The sequence below is a fragment of the Humibacter ginsengiterrae genome (assembly GCF_054780115.1).
The window spans coordinates 118,821-138,678 of the sequence record NZ_BAAGWY010000003.1; the positions used below are offsets into that span (position 1 = coordinate 118,821).

Annotated in this window: 20 protein-coding genes; 10 read left to right on the forward strand and 10 right to left on the reverse strand. The window is 67.7% G+C overall.

The window, feature by feature from the left end; translation table 11 throughout:
* Positions 1 to 179 precede the first annotated feature (179 nt).
* From pstB to ACYVII_RS05465, 8 genes are all read right to left on the reverse strand, one after another.
* The gene (gene pstB, locus ACYVII_RS05430; protein WP_440297317.1) at positions 180 to 959 is read right to left on the reverse strand and encodes a phosphate ABC transporter ATP-binding protein PstB; all 780 of its coding nucleotides are present in this window, start codon (positions 957 to 959) and stop codon (positions 180 to 182) included.
* A gap of 30 nt (positions 960 to 989) precedes the next feature.
* Positions 990 to 2,126, reverse strand: coding sequence for a PstA family ABC transporter permease (gene pstA / locus ACYVII_RS05435; RefSeq protein ID WP_460532193.1), 1,137 nt, complete (start codon positions 2,124 to 2,126; stop codon positions 990 to 992).
* Complete coding sequence (gene pstC, locus ACYVII_RS05440) at positions 2,123 to 3,190, reverse strand: phosphate ABC transporter permease subunit PstC (RefSeq protein ID WP_460532196.1); 1,068 nt, start codon at positions 3,188 to 3,190, stop codon at positions 2,123 to 2,125. Before pstC ends, pstA begins: the two co-directional genes overlap by 4 nt.
* A gap of 82 nt (positions 3,191 to 3,272) precedes the next feature.
* Positions 3,273 to 4,397: a phosphate ABC transporter substrate-binding protein PstS gene (gene pstS / locus ACYVII_RS05445; protein WP_460532199.1), complete on the reverse strand. Its 1,125-nt coding sequence runs from the start codon at positions 4,395 to 4,397 to the stop codon at positions 3,273 to 3,275.
* A gap of 113 nt (positions 4,398 to 4,510) precedes the next feature.
* Positions 4,511 to 5,455, reverse strand: coding sequence for an NUDIX hydrolase (locus ACYVII_RS05450; RefSeq protein ID WP_460532203.1), 945 nt, complete (start codon positions 5,453 to 5,455; stop codon positions 4,511 to 4,513).
* Positions 5,452 to 7,632 carry a polyphosphate kinase gene (locus tag ACYVII_RS05455; RefSeq protein ID WP_460532206.1) on the reverse strand — a complete coding sequence of 727 codons (2,181 nt, stop codon included), beginning with the start codon at positions 7,630 to 7,632 and terminating at the stop codon, positions 5,452 to 5,454. Before ACYVII_RS05455 ends, ACYVII_RS05450 begins: the two co-directional genes overlap by 4 nt.
* A 48-nt stretch (positions 7,633 to 7,680) precedes the next feature.
* Complete coding sequence (gene mshD / locus ACYVII_RS05460; RefSeq protein WP_460532209.1) at positions 7,681 to 8,511, reverse strand: mycothiol synthase; 831 nt, start codon at positions 8,509 to 8,511, stop codon at positions 7,681 to 7,683.
* Positions 8,512 to 8,536: 25 nt separating this feature from the next.
* Positions 8,537 to 9,205, reverse strand: a complete 669-nt coding sequence (locus tag ACYVII_RS05465; RefSeq protein ID WP_460532212.1) for a winged helix-turn-helix transcriptional regulator — start codon at positions 9,203 to 9,205, stop codon at positions 8,537 to 8,539.
* 60 nt (positions 9,206 to 9,265) lie between these two features.
* On the opposite strand from ACYVII_RS05465, the gene ACYVII_RS05470 reads away from it, so the two are divergent.
* The 4 genes from ACYVII_RS05470 (at position 9,266) to ACYVII_RS05485 (ending at position 12,299) form a co-directional block, all read left to right on the forward strand.
* Positions 9,266 to 9,547, forward strand: coding sequence for a hypothetical protein (locus tag ACYVII_RS05470; RefSeq protein WP_460532215.1), 282 nt, complete (start codon positions 9,266 to 9,268; stop codon positions 9,545 to 9,547).
* 152 nt (positions 9,548 to 9,699) lie between these two features.
* Positions 9,700 to 10,365, forward strand: coding sequence for a heme-binding beta-barrel domain-containing protein (locus ACYVII_RS05475; RefSeq protein ID WP_460532827.1), 666 nt, complete (start codon positions 9,700 to 9,702; stop codon positions 10,363 to 10,365).
* Positions 10,362 to 11,534 (forward strand): YgfZ/GcvT domain-containing protein, encoded by a 1,173-nt coding sequence (ygfZ, locus tag ACYVII_RS05480; protein WP_460532218.1) that lies wholly within the window; start codon positions 10,362 to 10,364, stop codon positions 11,532 to 11,534. The genes ACYVII_RS05475 and ygfZ overlap by 4 nt, the downstream gene beginning before the upstream one ends.
* 9 nt (positions 11,535 to 11,543) lie before the next feature.
* Entirely contained in the window at positions 11,544 to 12,299 is a 756-nt protein-coding gene (locus tag ACYVII_RS05485; protein ID WP_460532221.1) for a 2,3-diphosphoglycerate-dependent phosphoglycerate mutase, read from the forward strand.
* A gap of 9 nt (positions 12,300 to 12,308) precedes the next feature.
* Here the strand turns inward: ACYVII_RS05485 and phoU are convergent, their stop codons facing one another.
* Positions 12,309 to 12,962, reverse strand: coding sequence for a phosphate signaling complex PhoU family protein (gene phoU, locus ACYVII_RS05490; protein ID WP_460532224.1), 654 nt, complete (start codon positions 12,960 to 12,962; stop codon positions 12,309 to 12,311).
* 175 nt (positions 12,963 to 13,137) lie between these two features.
* On the opposite strand from phoU, the gene ACYVII_RS05495 reads away from it, so the two are divergent.
* Positions 13,138 to 14,349: a sensor histidine kinase gene (locus ACYVII_RS05495; RefSeq protein WP_460532227.1), complete on the forward strand. Its 1,212-nt coding sequence runs from the start codon at positions 13,138 to 13,140 to the stop codon at positions 14,347 to 14,349.
* Positions 14,346 to 15,029, forward strand: coding sequence for a response regulator (locus tag ACYVII_RS05500; protein WP_460532230.1), 684 nt, complete (start codon positions 14,346 to 14,348; stop codon positions 15,027 to 15,029). Before ACYVII_RS05495 ends, ACYVII_RS05500 begins: the two co-directional genes overlap by 4 nt.
* A gap of 37 nt (positions 15,030 to 15,066) precedes the next feature.
* Here ACYVII_RS05500 and ACYVII_RS05505 read toward each other — a convergent pair whose 3' ends face one another.
* The gene (locus ACYVII_RS05505) at positions 15,067 to 15,531 is read right to left on the reverse strand and encodes a hypothetical protein (RefSeq protein ID WP_460532233.1); all 465 of its coding nucleotides are present in this window, start codon (positions 15,529 to 15,531) and stop codon (positions 15,067 to 15,069) included.
* Positions 15,532 to 15,691: 160 nt separating this feature from the next.
* Between ACYVII_RS05505 and ACYVII_RS05510 the strand changes: the two genes are divergently transcribed.
* The 4 genes from ACYVII_RS05510 to rlmB are packed head-to-tail and all read left to right on the forward strand — an operon-like array spanning position 15,692 to position 19,824.
* On the forward strand, positions 15,692 to 16,174 hold the full coding sequence (locus ACYVII_RS05510; protein ID WP_460532236.1) for a CarD family transcriptional regulator: 483 nt from the start codon (positions 15,692 to 15,694) through the stop codon (positions 16,172 to 16,174).
* Positions 16,171 to 17,364: a 2-C-methyl-D-erythritol 4-phosphate cytidylyltransferase gene (gene ispD, locus ACYVII_RS05515; protein WP_460532830.1), complete on the forward strand. Its 1,194-nt coding sequence runs from the start codon at positions 16,171 to 16,173 to the stop codon at positions 17,362 to 17,364. Before ACYVII_RS05510 ends, ispD begins: the two co-directional genes overlap by 4 nt.
* A 41-nt stretch (positions 17,365 to 17,405) precedes the next feature.
* Positions 17,406 to 18,842, forward strand: a complete 1,437-nt coding sequence (gene cysS / locus ACYVII_RS05520; RefSeq protein ID WP_460532239.1) for a cysteine--tRNA ligase — start codon at positions 17,406 to 17,408, stop codon at positions 18,840 to 18,842.
* Complete coding sequence (gene rlmB / locus ACYVII_RS05525; protein ID WP_460532242.1) at positions 18,832 to 19,824, forward strand: TrmH family RNA methyltransferase; 993 nt, start codon at positions 18,832 to 18,834, stop codon at positions 19,822 to 19,824. The genes cysS and rlmB overlap by 11 nt, the downstream gene beginning before the upstream one ends.
* Positions 19,825 to 19,858 lie beyond the last annotated feature (34 nt).

The following is a 19,858-nucleotide window of genomic DNA, read 5'->3' on the forward strand; positions in this document are numbered from 1 at the left end:
GGCTGCGAGTGTAACTCCGCCGCAGCGTCACCGACCGCAGACCCTTCGGCCGGGAATACCCGCCGTGCGAGTTCGTTACACTCGTATGGCCGGGCCGCAGTAACCCCGGGCTCCATCATTCGCCGCTTCGAGCGGCCTCGCGCCGAGAGGCGTTCTGCGGCCCGGCATTCTGGTCTTCGTTACCCGAATCGACCGGACACGTAGTCCTCGGTCGCCTGCACCGACGGCTTCGTGAAGATCGTCGCCGTGTCGTCGTACTCGATGAGCTTGCCCGGCTTGCCCGTGCCGGCGATGTTGAAGAAGGCAGTGCGGTCCGACACCCGGGTCGCCTGCTGCATGTTGTGCGTGACGATGACGATGGTGTACTCCTTCTTCAGCTCCTCGATGAGATCCTCGATGGCGAGCGTGGAGATCGGATCGAGGGCCGAGCAGGGCTCGTCCATGAGCAGGATGTCAGGAGAGACGGCGATCGCGCGCGCGATGCAGAGACGCTGCTGCTGGCCTCCGGAGAGACCGGAGCCGGGAAGGTGCAGCCGGTCCTTCACCTCGTTCCACAGGTTCGCTCCGCGGAGGGACTCCTCTACGAGGTCGTCCTGGTCGGTCTTGGACATCCGCCGGTTGTTCAGCTTGACCCCGGCCAGCACGTTGTCGCGGATCGTCATTGTGGGGAACGGGTTGGCCCGCTGGAAAACCATGCCCACCTGCCGGCGCACCAGCACGGGATCGACGCCTGGCGCGTAGAGGTTGTCGCCGTCGATGAGCACCTCGCCCTCGACATGCGCGCCGGGGATCACCTCGTGCATGCGGTTCAGGGTGCGCAGAAACGTGGACTTGCCGCATCCGCTCGGCCCGATGAATGCCGTGACGGTGCGCGGCTCGATGGTCATGCTCACGCCCTCGACGGCGAGGAAGTCGCCGTAGTACACGTTGAGGTCGTTCACGTTGATGCGCTTGGACACGCTTGCTCCTGTTCGGGTTTCTAACGGTCGCTAACGCAGGCCCTTGGGGGCGAACACCTTGGCGACGACGCGGGCGACGAGGTTCAGGATGACCACGAGGATCACCAGCAACAGTGCGGCACCCCACGCGGACTGGTACGACGACGCTATGTCCTGCGACGGGAACTTGTAGTTGGTGTAGACCATCACGGCGAGAGACTGCATCGGCCCGTTGAACGGGTTGGCGTTGAAATTGTCGGTGAAGCTCGCCGCGATGAAGATGGGCGCGGTCTCGCCGATCACTCGCGCGATGGCGAGCATCACGCCCGTGATGATGCCGGCGATGGCGGTCGGCAGCACGATCCGGGTGATGGTCGCGAACTTGGTCACGCCGAGCGCGTAGGACGCTTCGCGGAGCTCGCTGGAGACGAGTTTCAGCATCTCCTCCGTCGACCTGATCACGATCGGGATCATCAGCACCGACAGCGCCACCGACGCCGAGAACCCGCTGAACGCCTTGGGCCCGACGACCAGCGTGAAGAGCGAGAAGGCGAACAGGCCCGCGACGATGGAGGGGATGCCCGTCATCACGTCGACGAGAAACGTGACGGTGCGAGCCATCCACTGCTTCGGCTGCGCATACTCGACCAGGTAGATCGCGGCCATGATTCCGATCGGAATCGAGATCACGGCAGCGATCCCGGTGATGACGAGTGTGCCGACGATGGCCTGAAGGGCACCGGTGACGACCGTGACCTTGAGCGTCTTCGGGTCGAAAACGCTCCCGCCGGTCTTGGTGATGAAGTCCCAGGTGAGCGCGGGTGCGCCGCCCACGATCACGGTGATGAGCGTCGAGACCAGCGGGATGAGCGCCAGCAGGAACGCGATCGTCACCAGTCCCCGGATGACCCGGTCCGTCGCCTTGCGCCGGTTCTCGACGACCGTGGAGAGGATGCCCAAGCCCACCAGATACACCACAGCGCTCAGCACCAGCCAGCCGACGATGCTGAAGCCGATCATGGCGAGCACGGCAGCGCTCACCGCGAGCGCACCGGCCAGCGTGTACAGCTCGGCGAAGCGCGGCAACTGTGCGGAGGTGAGCGCGTTGGGCACCGGGCCGCGTGGGCTGCGGCCGTTCCGCGCAGGGCCCTGTTGGTTGCGGCGGTTCTGCACGACGGTGGCGGTCATGCTTCAGCGGCCTCCTTGCTGGCCTGTGCGGCTGCGCGCTTGATGCGACGCCGGTTGCCTGCGCCGGTGCGTGCCACGATCCAGCGCGCGACGAAGTTCACGCCGAAGGAGATGACGAAGAGTGCGAGGCCGGTGGCGATCAGGGCTTCCCGTTGCAGCGGGTTCGACTCGGGGAAGTTGTTCGCGATATTCGCTGCAATGGTCTGCGAGTTCATGGTGTCGGTGATGATGCGCACCGAGAAGATCAGCGACGGCGAGATGATCATCGCGATCGCCATGGTCTCGCCGAGTGCACGGCCGAGCCCGAGGAGGGTGGCGCTGACGATGCCGCTGAAAGCGTGCGGGAAGACGGCTAGCCGGATCATCTCCCAGCGGGTGGATCCGAGAGCGAGTGCCGCCTCTTCGTGCAACCGGGGCGTCTGCAGGAAGATCTCGCGCGCGATCGACGTGATGATCGGCAGGATCATGACGGCCAGCACGATGCCACCGGCGAGCATGGTCGAGCCGGTATGCGAGACCGGCCCGGAGAACAGCGGGATCCAGCCCAGGTACTGGTTCAGCCAGTCCTGGAACGGAATCAGGAACGGCCTGATGATGAAGATGCCCCAGAGGCCGAACACCACGGAGGGCACGGCGGCGAGCAGGTCGACCAGGTAGCCGAGCACGCTGGCGAGTCTGCGGGGCGCGTAGTGCGAGATGAACAGCGCGATGCCGATCGCCACGGGTGTGCCGAGCACGAGCGCGATCAACGCGGAGAACAGCGTGCCCCAGATCAGCGGGCCGACGTACGCCCAGAACGACGAGTGTCCCTGTGTGGTGCCAGCCGCGAGATCGGGGGAGCTCCAGTTGGCTCCGATCGCCGGGGCGGCCTTGATGATGAGGAACAGGGCGACGCCGGCCAGGATCACCATGATCAGGCCGGCGGAACCGGTGCTCAGAAAGCGGAAGATGCGGTCGGCCGGGCGCGCCTTGACCTTCGTTCCCCGGGAGGTGGTCCGGGGGCCATCCGGGTGCCGGCCGGCATCCGACCGATTCTCGGACACGTTCGCCAGAGGTGATCGCACAGCGGTATTGTCTGTCACTTCACTCTTTCTGACGGTCGGAACGGAATGGTCGGATGCCGGTTGTCGCGATTCGCGAAGGCGGTTACTTCACGGCAGCGAGAGTCTTCGCGGCCTTCGTGAGGAACGAGTCGGGCAGAGGAGCCGAGCCGGCGTTCTTGGCCCCGACCTGCTGACCGGTCTTGCTCACGACGAAGCCGAGGTAGGCGGATGTGAGCTTGCCCTGGTCGGCGTTCTTGAAGCTCTTGCAGACGACGTCGTACGAGAGGAGCGGGATCGGATAGGCGCTCGTGTCGGTGATCTTCGTGGTGTCGATCTTGACGGTCAGGTCACCGTCGCCCTGCGGCGTGATCTGACCCGACTGATCGAGGGCCTTCGTCGCCGCTGCTTCGCTGTACTTCACGAACTTTCCGGTCGAGCCGACCTCGATGGATGCCTGAGTGGCGTTGCCGATCGAGCTCTGGTCTGCGTAGCCGATCGTGCCGTTGCCCGCCTCGACGGTGTTCACGACGCCCGAGCCGCCCTGCTGTCCGCTGCCGACGCTGTTCGGCCAGGCGGTGCCCGCATCCCACGTCCAGACCGACGGTGCCTGCTGGTGCAGATACGTGGTGAAGTTGGCTGTCGTGCCGGAACCATCCGAGCGGTGCACCACGGAGATCGGAGTCGCCGGAAGGGTGACGCCGCTGTTCAGTGCCGTGATCGCCGGGTCGTTCCAGGCGGTGATCTTGCCGGCGAAGATCGACGCGATCGTCTTCGCGTCGAGGCTCAGCTTCGACACCCCGTCGAGCTTGTAGACGATCGAGACGCCGGACAGATACACGGGGATGTTGACCGCGCCGTCCGGACCGCACGTCGTCTTCGCCTGCGCGAACTGCTCCGCGGAAAGGGCCGCGTCTGTTCCCGCGAAGTCGTAGCTGCCGTTCAGCCAGTTGGTCACGCCGCCGCCGGATCCCTGCGACTTGTCGTAGTTCACCTTGACGCCGCCCGCCTGCGCCTGGAATGCGGCCGTCCATGCGGCCTGCACATTGGCCTGAGCGCTCGAGCCGCCGGCCGTGATGGTGCCGGAGAGCGAGCTGTAGTCCGCCGCCGACGCGGAGGATGCCGACGAGCTGGTGCTGCTCGCGTTGCCGCCGCCCGTGGAGCAGGCGGTGAGCGCGAGCGCTGATGCCAGCGCGACCGTGCCGACCGCGGCTGCTTTGTTGAACTTCACTGTGTTCCCTTCGGGATGTGGGGGAGCGCCGGATGGCCGCCCGGGAGCGAAGATATGTGCGGGGCGTGACCAGAATCCCGCCTCGCGGTGAACGACAGGTGAACGGCGGGCGGCTACTGCCGGGGGCTGTGCGTCTCGATCGCGATGATGCCCGAAGCCGGGTTGCTCTTCGACAGGTGCACCACGGAGTACTCGCCCACCTCGAGCGCCGCGGCGTCTCTGATGTAGCTGCCCATGGTGGTGCCCGTGGCGAGTGCGATCTCGCGCAGCACGTCGGGGATCACCGGCCCGTGACTGCACAGCACGGCTGTCTTGCGGGCGCGCACGCGCTTGCCGACCACCTCGCGGATGCCCGCTGTTGCAGTGCCCGATTCCCAGGCATCCTGGGAGAGGGCGGTCGTTCTCTTCACGGTCACGCCGAACGCTGCGGCCAGGGGAGCGACGGTCGCGACGCACCGCACGGCCGACGAGGTGACGATGCGCTTCGGCCGCCACGCCGCGATGGTGGGCACGTTGCTGGCGGCCTGCTGCACCCCGACCTTGGTGAGCGGGCGGAGAGCATCCTTGCCGCTCCAGTGCGACCTCGAGGTGGCCTTCGCGTGCCGCAGCACGACGAGCGCGAACGTCTTCGTGACGCCCTCGTCGTAGAGCGCCGCCCACTGCGCGACGATCTCCGCGTCGCGTTCGTAGCTGAGGTACTTGCGGATGCGCTTAAGCGGCACCCACTCGATGGCGGCGATCTCGTCGTTCGGCACGAACGTGGAGGCGTGCACGGCCTTTTCGCTCACTTCGGCCGCCCAGTAGTGCACGAACTTCTCGCGACCGCTGGAGATGATGTAGTTCGTGATGCCGAGCGGCACGCCGAGCGTCACCTTCAGCCCGGTCTCCTCGAGAACTTCGCGCTGCGCCGCCTGCGGGAGGGACTCGCCCGGGTCGACCTTGCCCTTGGGCAGGGTCACGTCGGCATACTTCGCCCGGTGCACGACCAGGATGTGTGGGGTGCCGTCGATGAGGCGCCAGCAGACCGCGCCGCCGGCATAGATGACCGTTTCGGTCACCGGCGGCTGCCCGTGCGCTGTCGGTGCGAGATCACCTGCATGAGCCTATTCTGCAGATCGTCCAGCGGCTGTCCATTCGCATCCAGGCTGTGGCGCACCCAGGTGCCGTCAGAGGTCAGCCACCACGATGACGTGCGGTCGTCCATCGCGCGGTCGAACAGGTCGTCGAGCTCTGCGATGTGCGCAGCATCCACGAGGCGCACGAGCGTCTCCACCCGGCGGTCCAGGTTGCGGTGCATCATGTCGGCGCTTCCGATGTACACCTGCGGCTCGCCGTCGTTCTGGAACGCGAAGATGCGCGAGTGCTCCAGGTACCTGCCGAGGATCGAGCGCACCCGGATGTTCGCGCTGTAATCCTCTTGCCCGGCCTTCAGCCCGCAGATGCCGCGCACCCAGAGATCAACAGGCACACCCGCCCGGCTCGCCCGGTAGAGCGCGTCGATGATCGCCTCATCGACGATCGAGTTCACCTTGATGCGGATGCCGCTCGGTCGCCCCGCTTCCGCGTTGGCGCGTTCGTTCTCGATCGCCTTGATGAGGCCCTTGCGCAGGTGCAGCGGGGCGACCAGAAGGCGTTTGAACTTCTTCTCGATGGCGTAGCCGGAGAGCTCGTTGAAGAGTCGCGTGAGATCTTTGCCCACCTGGTCGTCGGCGGTGAGCAGGCCGAGATCCTCGTAGATCCGCGACGTCTTCGGGTTGTAGTTCCCGGTGCCGATGTGGCTGTAGTGCCGGAGCACCCCGTTCTCCTCGCGCACGACGAGCGCGAGCTTGCAGTGCGTCTTGAGGCCGACGAGCCCGTAGACGACGTGCACGCCGGCCTTCTCGAGCTTGCGCGCCCACTCGATGTTCGCCTGCTCGTCGAACCGGGCCTTGATCTCCACCAGCGCAAGCACCTGCTTGCCGCGCTCGGCCGCGTCGATGAGCGCCTCGACGATGGGGCTGTCGCCGCTCGTGCGATAGAGGGTCTGCTTGATGGCCAGCACGTGAGGGTCGTTCGCCGCCTGCTCCAGGAACGCCTGAACACTCGTCGCGAACGATTCGTAGGGGTGGTGCAGCAGGATGTTGCCGCGCGCGATCGAGGCGAAGACATCCGGTTTCGCGTTGGGCTCACGCGGCATCAGCTGCGCGGGCGTCGTCGGCACGTGGTTCGGATAGTGCAGCTCCGGGCGCTCGATGCGGCTCAGCTCGAAGAGGCCGCCGAGGTCGAGCGGCGCGGGCAGCCGGTAGACCTCCTGCTCGGTGATGTCGAGCTCACGCACGAGCAGGTCGAGCGTGATCGGATCCATGTCTTTCGAGACCTCGAGCCGGATCGGCGGGCCGAACCGGCGGCGCAGCAGCTCGCGCTCCAGCGCCTGGATGAGGTTCTCGGTCTCGTCCTCGTCGATCTCGACATCCTCGTTCCGCGTCACGCGGAACACGTGGTGCGCCAGAACCTCCATCCCGGGGAACAGGTCGCCCAGATGGTGGGCTATCAGGTCCTCGAGCATGATGAACCGCATCTGCCCGATCGACTCGCGCTGGTCGATGCGCACGAACCGCGGCAGCATCGTCGGCACCTTAAGCCGGGCGAACTGCTCCTTACCGGTCTTCGAGTTGCGCACCCGGATCGCCAGGTTCAGCGAGAGCCCGGAGATGTAGGGGAACGGATGCGCCGGATCAACCGCGAGTGGCATCAGCACTGGGAAGATCTGCCGCGAGAAGATGTCGCGCATCTGCTCGCGGTCGGCAGCGTCGAGGCTGTCCCAGGTCGCGATCGAGATCCCGGCATCGGCGAGCGCGGGCATCACGCCGTCGCGGTATGCCTCGGCATGGCGCACCTGGAGTTCGTGCGCCTTCTCGGAGACGTCGGCGAGCACGTCCACCGGGGCCGTGCCGGTGTTGGTCTGCACCGCGAGTCCGGTGAGGATGCGCCGCTTCAGACCGGCGACGCGCACCATGAAGAACTCGTCGAGATTGGTCGCGAAGATGGCGAGGAAGTTGGTGCGCTCGAGTACGGGCACCAGAGGATCCTCGGCCAGCTCCAGCACCCGCTGGTTGAACGCGAGCCAGCTCACCTCACGGTCGAGGTAGCGGTCGGGCGGCAGGCTCGGATCGAGGTCGGGATTCCACGGCTGCTCGAAGTCGTCGTCGAACTCGGGGCTCAGCCCGGTGCCGATCAGGGTGTCCTCGCCGTCCATCCACTCATCATGGCACCGTGGGAAAACGGGAGGTTAAGCCCCGGGCGGTTACCGTGCGGACACTCGGCGGAACTGCACATCCACCGCATCGTCGACGAAACCGACACTGCGGTACAGCGCCAGGGCAGGCTCGTTGTCGCCCTCCACGTAGAGGGATGCCGAGGCCACGCCCTTGGCGCGCATCCTCTCAAGGCCCTCGGCCAGCAGGAGCCTTCCAAGGCCGCGGCCCGCCGCATCGGGGTCGACGCCGAGCACGTACACCTCGCCCTCGCCCGTGTGCGGCTCGAGCTTCATCCAGTGGAAGCCGAGCATCCGGCCCGACGCGTCCCTGGCAACCAGGAAGTCGGCGGGGTCGAACCATGGCTCCGCCTCGCGCTCGGCGAGGTCGCCGGCGCTCATCCGCCCCTGCTCCGGATGCGACGCGAACGCGCGGGCGTTCAGCGCCAGCCAGTCCGCGGCATCCGTCCGGGGATCGAACTCCTCGACACGGATGCCCGCCTGCGGTTCCGTGCCCGCCACCGGTTCCAGAGACGGCAGCCGCAGCCGCAGCAGCGTGCGCACGAGGTCGAAGCCGTGGCCGGCCGCGAGGGCGCGGGCGGCAGGATGATCGCCGTGCGACCAGGCGGAGACATCCGGTTCCAGTTCGGGAAGCAGCGACTCCAGCAGCGCGGTTCCGACCCCGCGCCCGCGAGCCCTGGGCTCGACGACGAGATCGAGTTCGCCGTTCCCGGTGGCCGCGGCTGCCACCGGGTCGCCGCCGTGCCGGGCGACGTGCACCGCCCGACGTCCGGACGCGAGGTCGAGCCGGGTCTGCTCGTTGAACGGGTCGGTGCCGTCGTGACGCAACGCGGCGTCGGCCACCGCCAGGGCGTCCGCCACGTCGTCCGACCTCGACGACACGCGCTCAGGCGTCCTCGTCGTCGACGACGTTGAACCGGTAGCCCACGTTGCGCACCGTACCGATCAGCGACTCCGAGTCGCCGAGCTTGGCGCGCAGGCGCCGCACGTGCACGTCGACCGTGCGTGTTCCGCCGAAGTAGTCGTACCCCCACACCTCGCTGAGCAGCTGCTCGCGCGTGAACACGCGGGCCGGATGCGTGGCCAGGAAGCGCAGCAGCTCGAACTCCTTGAACGTGAGGTCGAGCGGACGCCCGTGCACCTTCGCGGAGTAGCTCGCCTCGTCGATCGTCACGCCCGATGCCTGGATCTTCGACTGCGCCGGGTCGTTCGAGCGTCGCTCGATGGCCAGACGGATGCGCGCATCGACCTCGGCGGGACCGGCCCCTTCCAGGATCACGTCGTCAGCACCCCAGTCGCCGGTCACCGCCGTGAGTCCGCCCTCGGTCAGCACCAGCACGACGGGCACGGCGTTACCCGTGGAGGCGAGGATCTTGCTCAGGGCCTTCGCACCCACCAGGTCGCGCCGGGCGTCGAGGAAGATCAGGTCGCACGACGATGCGTTCAGCAGCGACGACGTGTCCGCCGCGACCTGCCGTACCCGATGCGAGAGCAATCCGAGTGAGGCGAGCACCTCGTTCGCGGGCGTGGGCGTGAGCACCAACAGTTGAGCCACGCGACCTCCCGCCCGGTTGAGAAGTATCCCGATCCTATCGTCGCGAGGGACAATGGTCGGGTGACCGGCGAAACACTCACCCCGACCATGCGGTGGACCTCGGTCGTGGGCGTCTGGGTCGCCTCCCTCATCGCCGCCGTGCTGATCGGAGCGTTCGCCGGCACGCACGCCTACCTCGGATGGCTCGGCATCGCCATGGCCGGCGCCGTACTCGTCTCCATGTGCATTCAGCTGGCGACGCAGGAGAAGCACGGATTCGTCATCCGCATGGGCACGAGCCTTGCCGGGGCTTTCGTCATCCTGGCGGTCGCAACACTGGTGCTCGCGCTGGTGCATGCGTGAACCGTGCGCGCCGCCGTGGCCGGGTGACCTCGTAGACTGAAACACATGCTTGTCACCCTCGAGCTCGTGTTCGTCGGCCTGCTGTCGCTGGCAGTGCTCGCGATCGCCGGCGTCTCGGTTCTGGTCGTCTACAACCTGTTCCGGGGCCAGCGCTGATCTCCATCCCAGAAGGGCTCCCCGCGGAGCTCGTTCCGCTCTCGTGGCTCCTCGGAGTCTGGGAGGGCACCGGCGTGCTCGACTACGCGATCGGCGACGAGCACGTCGAGCGCGAGTTCGGGCAGCGCATCAGCTTCAGTCACGACGGACTCCCCGCGCTGAACTACAGCTCCTACACGTGGCTGCTCGACGAGCAGCTGACGCCGCTGGCGACCGAGCTCGGCTACTGGCGCCTCAGCCGCACGCTCTTGCCGGAAGACGCCGGCCCCGGGCTCCTCCCGGGCTCCGACACGCGACCCTTCGACACCGCGCAGTCGGTCGAGACGCTCCGCACGTCGGCGGGCGCGTTCGAGATCGAGGCGCAGATCCTCCATCCCGACGGCATCTCCGAGCTCTACGTGGGACAGGTGAAGGGCCCCCGCATCGATCTCGCGACGGATGCCGTGCTGCGCACCTCCGGCGCCAAGGACTATTCGGCTGCCACCCGGCTTTACGGCCTGGTCGAATCGCATCTGCTCTGGGCGTGGGACATCGCCGCACTCGGCCAGGACCTGCGCACCCACGCGTCCGCCCGGCTCGCCCGCACCGATCTCGCAGGCGCCGCCCCGGCGAACTCGGCAGCCGACGAGGCAGCGGCCGGACCCGAAGCCGGTACGAAGTGACTGCCTCCCCATTCCTCGCGCTCCCGGCTGCTGTGGCCGCAGGCGACGAGACATCCGACCCAGGCGTTGCCGCGCACTACGGGAACCCGCTGACCGAACAGCGCGTACTGCAGCGCGGTGATGCGCTCGTCGACCTCTCCACTCGCGGCGTCATCGCGGTCTCCGGCGGCGATCGGCTGAGCTGGCTGGACTCCATGAGCAGCCAGTCGCTGCGCAATCTCGCGCCCGGCGAGTCGGCCGAGGCACTGCTCCTCGACCCGGCCGGCCACATCGAGCACGCGCTGCACGTCGTCGACGATGGCGAGACGACCTGGTTGCTCGTCGAGCACTCCGACACCGATGCCGTGCTCGACTTCCTGCAGAAGATGCGCTTCATGCTGCGCGTCGAGCCGGTGGACCGCACGAACGACTTCGCCACCCTCGGCAGCTTCGAGGGTCCGGATGACGGTGCTTCGGCAACGCAGGCATCCACCGTGCTCGAGACCGCAGCGGCGTCGGCGAACGGCGTGCGTCTGCAGTGGCGTGACCCATGGCCGTCGGTCGTCGCCGGCGGACATCAGTACGCGCATCCCGAGCAAGCCGGCCAGGAGCATCCCGGCGTGGCATACCGCTGGGCGGAGACGCTCGTTCCACGGGATGCCCTCGATGTGCTCGTGCAGCGGGCCGCATCCGGCCAGGTGCAGGCGGCCGGGACGCTGGCGGCCGAGGCGCTGCGCATCGCCGCATGGCGACCCCGCCTGACCGCCGAGGTGGACGAGCGCACCATTCCGCACGAACTGGATTGGCTGCGCACCGCAGTGCACCTGAACAAGGGCTGCTACCGCGGCCAGGAGACCATCGCGAAGGTGCACAACCTGGGACACCCGCCGCGCAGGCTGGTGTTCCTGCACCTGGACGGCTCGGAGGGCATCGCGGTGCCTGCCGGCGCCGAGGTGCTTGCCGGGGACGCCGTCGTCGGGCGCGTGACGTCGTCTGCGGTTCACCACGAGCTCGGGCCGATCGCGCTCGCCGTGGTGAAGCGCTCGACGGACCCGGCGCTCGATCTGACCGTGCGCACGTCAGACGGAGCGGTGGCGGCCGCCCAGGAGACCATCGTGCCGACGGACGCCGGCGCCGAAGCGCACGTGCCGCGCATCCCGCGGCTCGGCGCCGTCACGCGGCCCCGTTAAACTTGGGGCATGCCATCCCCCTACACCCTGATACTGCTGCGCCACGGCGAGAGCGAGTGGAACCAGAAGAACCTCTTCACCGGCTGGGTCGACGTGCGACTGTCCGAGAAGGGACGCACCGAGGCGGCGCACGCGGGGGAGCTGCTCGCCTCCGAGGGGCTGCTGCCCGAGGTGCTGCACACCTCCGTGCTCACCAGAGCGATCCAGACGGCGAACCTCGCACTCGAGACCGCTGACCGCCTCTGGATCCCGGTGCGGCGTTCCTGGCGCCTCAACGAGCGGCACTACGGCGCGCTGCAGGGCCTCGACAAGGCAGAGACGAAGGAGAAGTACGGCGACGAGCAGTTCATGCTCTGGCGCCGATCGTTCGACGTTCCGCCGCCCCCGCTGCCCGACGACGCTGAGTGGTCGCAGGTGGGCGACCCGCGTTACGCCGACCTCACGAACGTTCAGATGCCGCGCACGGAGTGCCTGAAAGACGTCATCGCCCGCATGCTGCCGTACTGGCAGTCGGATATCGTGCCCGACCTTGCGGCCGGCAAGACCGTGCTCGTCACGGCGCACGGCAACTCGCTGCGCGCGCTCGTCAAGCATCTGGACGGCATCGGCGACGACGAGATCGCCGAGCTGAACATTCCCACCGGCATCCCGCTCGTGTACCGGCTCGGCGACGACTTCATGCCGCTCGGTCATGGCGAGTATCTCGACCCGGAGGCCGCCGCGGCCGGTGCTGCAGCGGTAGCAGCTCAGGGCGCGGCGAAGTAGCGCCCTCTCTCAGGACGCTTCAGGCACCCAGTCTCCGGTCACGAGGTACTGCACCTTCTTCGCGATCGACACAGCGTGGTCCGCGAACCTTTCGTGGTATCGCGACGCCAGCGTGGCATCGACGGTGTCGACCGTCGCACCCTTCCACGTCTCCCCGAGAACCTTGTCGAAGACGCTCGCGTGCAGTTCGTCGATCTCGTCGTCCTGGTTGCGCAACTCGTCGGCCACCCGCGGATCCTGGGTGCGGAGCAACTCGACGAGGCGCTCCGCGATGAGCACATCGAGGCGCCCCATCTCCTTGAACGTGCCGCGCAGGCTCTTCGGGACCACCTTGTCGGGAAAGCGGTAGCGTGCGAGCTGGGCGATGTGCTCGGCCATGTCGCCCATCCGCTCCAGCGACGCGCTGATGCGCAGCGCGCTCACCACGATGCGCAGATCCCGGGCGACAGGGTTCTGCCTGGCCAGGATCTGGATCGACAGCTCGTCGAGCACCACCGTCAGCGCATCGATGCGCGCATCGTTCTGGATGACGGTCTCGGCCAGTGCGACGTCTCCGTCGTTGAACGCCTGAGTGGCGTTTCGGATGGAGACGACGACGAGCTCGGCGATCTCGACGAGGCGGTCCTGCACCTCGCGCATCTCGTGCTGGAAAACGTCACGCATGGAATGTCCATCCTCCCCGGCGGCACGCCGAACGACCGGTCGATCCGGTCGTTGCGGCCATGCTCCCGGTGCCAGGTTAACGGTCGGTGTCGGATGCCCGAACATTGCGCGAATCGGGCCCCATCAGGGGGTTCTGCGGCCGGGACCACTCGGCGCGCACCGGTAGCCTTCTGGCATGGACTCCACCTGGTTGGTGCTGCTGTCTCTGGCACTCGGCCTTGTGGTCGGGGCCGGATTCGTGTGGCTGCTGCACTCGGCGGCGTCCCATAGTCACCGCGCCACCGAGATCGTGAGCCCTACCGTTCCCGACGGGGTCGACCAGGTGCTGGAGGCGCTGCCGACCGCCGGCATCGTCGTGGACCCGAGCAACAACGTGGTGCGGGCATCCGCTGGTGCGTACAGTCTCGGGCTGGTCTGGAACGCCGCACTCAGCCAGCCGCGCATGGTGGAACTCGTCGACGAGGTGCGCCGCACGGGAGAACCGGTGGCAGAAGATCTCGATCTCGCTCGCAGCACGCTGGGGGATGCCACCGTGCAGCTCACAGTGCGCGTCGCGCGACTGGGATCCCGCTACATCCTGCTGCTGGCGGATGACCGCACGGAGGCGGTGCGCCTTGAGCAGGTGAGGCGCGACTTCGTCGCCAACATCAGCCACGAGTTGAAGACGCCGATCGGAGCGATCAGCGTGCTGGCAGAGGCGCTGGCGAGCGCGCCGGACGATCAGGAGCAGGTGCGGCACTTCGCGGCCCGCCTCACCTCGGAGGCAGCCCGTCTCGCCCGCCTGACACAGGACATCATCGACCTCTCCCGGTTGCAGGCTGCGGAGATCGTGCCGCACGCCGAGCGCGTGTCGATCGACGAGGTGGTGGCGTCCGCCGTCGATCAGAACCGGGTGCTCGCCGAATCGCGCGGCATCGAACTGGCCACCGGACGGGCGTCGCACGCCGTCGTCTTCGGAGACGAGAGCCTGCTCACCACCGCTGTGCACAATCTCGTCTCGAACGCCGTGCGCTATTCGCCCGACAAGACCCGGGTCGGAATCGGCGCGCGTCTCACCGACGGCGTCGTGGAGGTCGCCGTCACGGACCAGGGGCCGGGCATTCCGCCGGAAGACCTGGGCCGGGTCTTCGAGCGTTTCTACCGTGTGGACCAGGCACGCTCCCGAGCCACCGGTGGCACTGGGCTCGGGCTCTCGATCGTCAAGCACGCGGTGCAGAACCACGGCGGTGAGGTGCGCGTCTGGTCGCAGCCCGGCCGAGGCTCGACCTTCACCATCCGCCTTCCCGAGGCCGAACACGTCCCGCAGGAGCCGAATACGGGCCCGCCCGACGCGGCGGACCTCGCTACCGAAGCCGAAGAAGCCGCACAAGGAGAACGAACGAGATGACACGCATCCTGCTGGTGGAAGACGAGGAGTCGCTGAGCGATCCGCTCGCGTTCCTGCTGCGCCGCGAGGGATACGAGGTCGGCGTCGCCGACAACGGGCCGGATGCCATCGCTCAGTTCGGTCGCGACGGAGCAGACCTCGTGCTCCTCGACCTGATGCTGCCCGGCATGCCGGGCACCGAGGTGTGCAAGCTCCTCCGTGCGCAATCGACCGTTCCGATCATCATGCTCACGGCGAAGGATTCCGAGATCGACATCGTGGTCGGCCTCGAGCTGGGTGCCGACGACTATGTGACCAAGCCGTACTCCACCAGGGAGCTGCTGGCGCGCATCCGTGCCGTGCTGCGCCGCCGAGTCGACGAGGAGTCGTTCGACGACAGTGTTCTGGAGGCCGGGACCGTGCGCATGGATGTCGACCGCCACACGGTGTCGGTGTCTGGCGTGGACACACCTATGCCGCTGAAGGAATTCGAGCTGCTCGAGCTGCTGCTGCGCAACGCGGGCCGAGTGCTCACGCGAGGTCAGCTGATCGACCGGGTGTGGGGGAGCGACTACTTCGGCGACACGAAGACGCTCGACGTGCACATCAAACGCATCCGCTCGCGCATCGAGGCGAACCCGTCAGAGCCGCGGATGCTCGTGACGGTTCGCGGCCTCGGCTACCGCTTCGAAGACAGCTGACGCGTCGTCGCCGCCCGTCGAAACGCGCCGCTGAGTCCTACTTGCCGGGGACGTAGTCCTCGTAGCCCGGGAACGTGGACGACAGCACCGGAACCTGGATCTGCGTGCCCGTCGCGCCCGCGTAGCTGAAGTACACGTCGGTCAGCGAACCGGGCTTGGCGTCGAGCCCGGTGAACTCCACGCGGGTGCTGCCCTTGGCGCCGACCTTCTTCACGCCGTCGGCCGGGATGGCGATCGAGCGAGTCTTCGAGCCGTGCTGGATCGAGAGGTAGTGCGCCTTGTCCTCGTTGTTCACGAACGTGACGACGAGGTTGCCGACCGTGCCGGAACTGTTGGAGACGATGAGCGCATTGCGGATGTCGATCTTGCCGACGGTTCCGTTCACGCCGTGAGCGGACTCCTTGATGTACAGCGTGTCCTGAGGGGTCAGCAGGGTGCAGCCGGACATGCCCGTCACGAGTCCGAGAGCGAGAACGATGGATGCCGCGACACGCGCCTTCATTCAGATCCTCCAAGTCGCACCGGGCCGGCCGGTTCGGCCTTTTACGAACACCGCGGATTGCCTCTCGAGCCTACCGCATCGCAGGCGCTGGCCAGGCGGGGGCAGAGGATAGCACGACACCGCTGTGGTACCCTAGACGTTGCTGAAGGGACTGCTATCTATGCTTTTCGAGGTCGGCGAGACTGTCGTTTACCCCCATCACGGTGCTGCAACAATCACCGAGGTCAAGAAGAGAATCATCAAGGGTGAAGAGAAGGTCTACCTCAAGCTCAACGTCACCCAAGGCGACCTGACCATCGAGGTTCCCGCCGAGAACGTCGATCTTGTGGGCGTTCGCGACGTCATCGGCAAAGAGGGCCTCGATCGGGTGTTCGAAGTGCTGCGTGCACAGTTCACCGAGGAGCCGACGAACTGGTCCCGTCGCTACAAGGCGAACCTCGAGAAGCTCGCCTCCGGCGACGTGATCAAGGTTTCCGAGGTGGTGCGAGACCTGTGGCGCCGCGACCAGGACCGCGGCCTCTCCGCCGGCGAGAAGCGCATGCTTGCGAAGGCCCGTCAGATCCTCATCTCCGAGCTCGCGCTCGCCGAGAAGACCGACGAAGATCAGGCATCCAACGTGCTCGACGAGGTGCTCGCGTCCTGACGGGGGCATCCTCGCCGCGTATCGCGGTCATCGTGGTGGCCGCAGGAGCGGGCACTCGCCTCGGAGCGGGCATGCCGAAGGCGTTCGTCCCTGTCGCCGGCCGTACTCTGCTCGAACACGCGGTGCATGCCGTCCGCGGCATGCGCTCGGATGCCCAGCTGATCACTGTCGTTCCCGAGGGCGCGACGGAGGAGGTTCGTGAGCTCCTGGCGCCCCTCGCGCCCGGTGCGGCCGTCGTGGCGGGCGGAGCGAGCAGGCAGGCATCCGTTGCAGCCGGACTCGCCGTGTTGCACGACACCGTGCAGGTCGTGCTCGTGCACGATGCGGCGCGGGCCTTCACGCCGGTGGCACAGTTCGACGCGGTGGTCGCCGCCGTCGACGCTGCCGGAGAGGGCGTGGTGCCCGGCCTTCCTGTCAGCGACACGATCAAGCGCAGGGATGCCGGAGAGCTCGTCACCGGCACCGTCGACCGCTCCGAGCTCGTCGCCGTGCAGACGCCGCAGGGATTTCCTCGAGACATCCTTCTCGAGGCATATCGCGCCGCGACCGAGGAGGCGACGGACGACGCCGCCCTCGTCGCCGCGATCGGCCACCCGGTGCGGATCGTTGCCGGCGATCCGCTCGCGTTCAAGGTGACGACTCCCGCCGACCTGGCCAGGGCCGAGCAGCTCTTCGCGACGGCGGCATCCCAGGTCGGGATGCCCAGGATCGGGCTGGGTACCGACACGCACGCCTTCGGCAGCGGCGGCGAGCTCTGGCTGGCCGGTCTGCACTGGCCGGGAGAGCCTGCTCTCGCCGGCCACAGCGACGGCGATGCCGTCGCGCACGCGATAGTGGATGCGTTGCTCTCCGCCGGCGCCCTCGGCGACATCGGGTCGGTCTTCGGTACGGACGACCCCCGGTTCGCCGGCGCGCACGGCGAGGTCTTCCTCCGGGCGGCCCGGGAACAGCTCGCGGCGGCCGGGCTGCGCATCGGAAATGTGAGCGTGCAGCTGATCGGCAACCGTCCCCGGTTCGCGCACCGGCGCGACGAGGCGCAAGAGGCGCTTTCGGGCATTCTCGGCGCTCCGGTGTCGATCTCGGCGACGACGACCGACGGGCTGGGATTCACCGGACGCGGCGAGGGCCTGACGGCCATCGCCACAGCGCTCGTTGTGCCCATCGCCCCCTTGCGGTCCGACGCGTCGTAGTAAACCGCGGTGGCGTCGGATACACCCGTAGTCTTGAACCCGTGGGAATCCGACTGTACGACACGCGAGCTGCGCGGCTGCGCGACTTCGTTCCGCTCGAGGCCGGCAAGGTCGGCATCTATGTCTGCGGCCCCACCGTGCAGTCCTCACCGCACATCGGTCACCTGCGGTCCGCGCTGGTGTACGACCAGATGCGCCGCTGGTTCAACTACCGCGGCTACGACGTCACGCTCGTGCGGAACGTGACCGACATCGACGACAAGGTGCTGATCAACGCGGCCGCGGCACAGGCATCCGGAAGCCACGAGCAGTGGTGGGCGCTGGCGTATCGCTACGAGCGCGAGTTCACCGACGCGTATGCCGCGCTGGGCATCCAGCCGCCGACGTACGAGCCCCGGGCGACGGCGAACATCCCGCAGATGCAGGAGCTCATCGAAAGGCTCATCGAACGGGGGCACGCGTATGTCGCCGACGACCGCTCGGGTGACGTGTACTTCGACGTGCGCAGCTGGCCGGACTATGGCGAGCTGACGAAGCAGAGCATCGACGCGATGGAGGCGGCGGCGGATGCCGACCCGCGTGCCAAGCGGGATCCGCGCGACTTCGCGCTCTGGAAGGGTCGCAAGGCCGACGAGCCGGAGTCCGCCTCGTGGGAGAGCCCGTGGGGTGCAGGCCGTCCGGGGTGGCACATCGAGTGCTCCGCCATGTCGGCTCGCTATCTCGGGCCGCGTTTCGACATTCACGGCGGCGGCCTCGACCTGCGCTTTCCGCACCACGAGAACGAGCTCGCCCAGTCGACGGCCGCCGGTGAAGGCTTCGCTGGGTACTGGGTGCACAACGGGCTGGTCAACGTGGCGGGCCAGAAGATGTCGAAATCGCTCGGCAACTCGGTGTACGCGGCCGACCTCATCGGCGCGGCGCGGCCTCTGGTCGTGCGCTACTACCTGGGGGCGGCGCATTACCGGTCGACGATCGACTTCACCGCGAGCTCGCTGGCCGAGGCCGAAGCAGCGCTGGAGCGCATCTCCGGATTCCTGGAGCGTGTCGACCGCAGGCTGGCCGGCACCCGCTTCGCCTCCAGCGGCGCCGAGGTGCTCCCGGCGGAGTTCGCCGAGGCGCTGGACGACGACTTCGGAGTGCCGCAAGCTCTGGCAGTGCTGCACGACACAGTGCGGGCGGGCAATCAGGCGCTCGACGGCGAAGATCTGGGTGCCGCCGCAACGGCAAGGGGACAGGTCGAAGCGATGACAGAGGTGCTGGGCATCAACCCGCTGTCGCCGCAGTGGCAGGCGCGAACGGATGCCCCGGCGCGCGCCGCGCTCGACGCGCTCTTGCGCAGGCTTCTCGCCGACCGGCAGGCCGCCCGCCAGGCGCGGGACTTCGCGCAGGCAGACCGCATCCGCTCGGAACTGGCCGAAGCGGGCATCACGATCGAGGACACCCCGACGGGTGCGCATTGGAGTATCGATGGCGAATAAGCCGCGCGCGGGAGCCGTGCGCAAATCCAAGAAGGGCCCGACGAAGGGCACGGGCGGCCACGGCCGCAAGGCGCTGGAGGGCAAGGGGCCGACGCCGAAGGCGCAGGACCGTCCGTACCACGTCGCCGCCAAACGCAAGGAACTCGCTGAGCGGGCCGCTGCCAAACGTGGCGGCCAGCGCTCCAATACGGGCGGAGGCACGACCGCACGCAGGGCGACGTCCGACGACGCAGAGTTCGTCACCGGCCGCAACTCCGTGCTCGAGGCATTGCGAGCGCGTATTCCGGCCACGACGCTCTACGTCGCCGCGCGCATCGAACTCGACGACCGTGTGAAGGAGATCCTGAGCACCGCGACGAAGCGCGGCATCCCGGTGCTCGAGGTGATGCGTCCGGAGCTCGATCGCCTCTCCGGCAGAGACGCTGTTCATCAGGGTGTCGCGCTGAAGGTTCCGCCGTACGAGTACGCCCACGTCGACGACGTGCTCGACTCCGTGCTGCAGAAGGGCGAGGTTCCGCTGTTCGTCGCGCTCGACGGCGTGACGGATCCGCGCAACCTGGGGGCGATCATCCGCTCGACGGCGGCGTTCGGCGGCCAGACCGTCATCGTTCCGCAGCGTCGTTCGGTCGGCGTCACGGCGTCGGCGTGGAAGACCTCGGCCGGCGCGGCCGCGCGTACCCCCGTCTCGATGGCGGCGAACCTGACGCAGACGCTGAAGGGGCTGAAGAAGCGGGGCCTGTTCGTGCTCGGACTTGCCGGCGAAGGCGACGTGTCGCTGTACGATCTCGAGCTTGCGGACCGCGGCGTCGTCGTCGTGGTCGGCAGCGAGGGGAAGGGCCTCTCGCGACTCGTGAGCGAGACCTGCGACGCGATTGTGTCGATCCCGATCTCCGCATCGACGGAGTCGCTCAACGCGGGCATCGCCGCGAGCGTGGCGCTCTACGAGATCTCGAAGCGGCGCACGGAGGCCTCCGGTCACTGACCTCCTGGTGCTCGGACCGGGGCCCAGATCGTAG